Origin of the sequence: Niastella populi (assembly GCF_002078015.1) — a bacterium.
Classification (GTDB): Bacteria; Bacteroidota; Bacteroidia; order Chitinophagales; family Chitinophagaceae; genus Niastella; species Niastella populi.
This window is the reverse complement of the sequence record NZ_LWBP01000087.1, coordinates 1-1,794: the sequence shown is the minus strand read 5'-3', so window position 1 is coordinate 1,794 and position 1,794 is coordinate 1. Positions and strand designations below refer to the sequence as shown.

Below are 1,794 nucleotides of genomic sequence, written 5' to 3'. Positions count from 1 at the left end.
GTGGTATGATTATGGGGCAAGGATGTATGATCCTCAGATTGGGAGGTGGCATTGTACTGACGGAAAGGCTGAGTTGTATTTTGCAACATCTCCTTATGTATATGCATTAAATACTCCCACAAACGCCATTGATCCAGATGGTAATCTTGTTATATTCATACAGGGAAACCATTTTGGAGAAACTTCTCATAAATATTGGACGCAAAAGGATGGTGATATGATATCAGTTCCTATAAATCAACGTAGAGCAATACCACCGGGTTATCGTCTAATGACTGCTCGCTCTTTTGCTGTTTATGCAAGGGACAGATATTTTGACAATGAAGTAATGACACAGCTTGGTGATCAACATGCCATATATTATGATGGTTCTGGCGGAGGAAACCATCCCATTAATGGTGATAAAAAATATTTAAAGGCTGCTGGTAGGGATGATGAAGGATATAAAAAAGGTAAAGAAGATGCAGCAAGTATTATAGCAAGCCTTGCCAGAGATAAAAGTGGAAACATTATTGAAACAATCAAAATTATTACTCATAGTATGGGTGGAGCTTATGGCAAAGGTTTTATCAGAGCTTTAAGAGAGCATATAGCTACTTTGCCAGCAGAGCAACAAAAGCAAATTAGGATTTCCTTTGTAGCAGATTTTGACCCTTATGAAGGAAGTAAGATGTATGCAAGTGGTCAAACGCCTACGTTTCAGTTTATTCATGATGGTTGGCTTGCGAATGAAGAGGAGAAAGGTAAAGTGCAGTATATGAAAAGCAACAGCAATAGTGACGCACATTCTATATTTTCATTTTTTTCAGATATAAGCCAGTTGCAGGAAGGGAAGTATCAATGGAATGAAGACACAAGAACCTGGGATTTGCAAAAATGATAAACGTGAGTTGTTTTTATTTATTGAATATTAAATGCATGTCTAGAAATATTATTATTTTTATTTTTTTCTTTACTTCTTGTTTTGTAAAGCACAAGGAAAGGGGAACGCCAGAGAATTTCATTAATCATGTAATCGCTGATGCATCTATTTACTCCAGGGATAGCGTTGCAATCCTTGCTGACTTATATTTTAAAATGAAAAATCATACAGCATCATTCACAAATCCGGAATATTTTGATTCTACGGTTTTGTTTATTGATACAATTATTTATGATTCTTCTCTTGATAAAATAGCCGTTTTTCTAGTTGCTCAAAACCCTACTTGTAGAAATCCAAATTCAAGATCTAAATTGCCATATTATTATAATGCTAATTGCTATCTTGGAAAACGGTTAAAAAAGGACTCAAGTACATTTGATTTAAAATGCTTGTGTGGATACTCTGAAATTAATTTTAATGATTATGAATCAGCGCTTGATGCATTGGAGGAGGACTTTTTTTTAGAATTAGCAACTTTGCTTGATGAAAAAAATCAACCTGTTTATAAGTATAATGTAAATGATCGAAGATTTTGGGAAAGTCCTACGGGGTGGAAAAGGATTTTTAAATGATAGAAAGAAGTTTCAGTTCTATACAGTCATTTACATTTAACGGCATCCGGAGCTGTTTTTATAAGTTTGTTTTTACACGATTATTGCCCAAAACGACGCGTCTATTGCCAAATCTGCGCGGTGACTGGAAGAATTTGACCAATTAAAACAGATTAAAGATTTTTATGTGAAAATTATTCCCGGAACGTAGCGATTAGCGCACGGTTCAACCATTAACACTAATGATACCTATTCCAATGCACCCAAAACTTAAACTGATTTCCGGTACCATACCGCAAATGATGCTGTACGGATCTGGAA

The 1,794-nt window shown here is 35.3% G+C and carries 2 protein-coding genes; both read left to right on the top strand.

From position 1 onward, the window contains the following. Window positions 1-880, top strand: an 880-nt coding sequence (locus tag A4R26_RS09190) for an RHS repeat-associated core domain-containing protein (protein WP_278248412.1), incomplete at its 5' end; no start/stop codon positions are given. Window positions 881-918: 38 nt separating this feature from the next. Beyond that, window positions 919-1,494: a hypothetical protein gene (locus A4R26_RS09185; protein ID WP_133054604.1), complete on the top strand. Its 576-nt coding sequence runs from the start codon at window positions 919-921 to the stop codon at window positions 1,492-1,494. Window positions 1,495-1,794 lie beyond the last annotated feature (300 nt).

Bases quoted from the DNA above. Each gene is read 5' to 3' on its own strand.
- A4R26_RS09185 (WP_133054604.1), top strand. From the start codon at position 919: ATGTCTAGAAATATTATTATTTTTATTTTTTTCTTTACTTCTTGTTTT.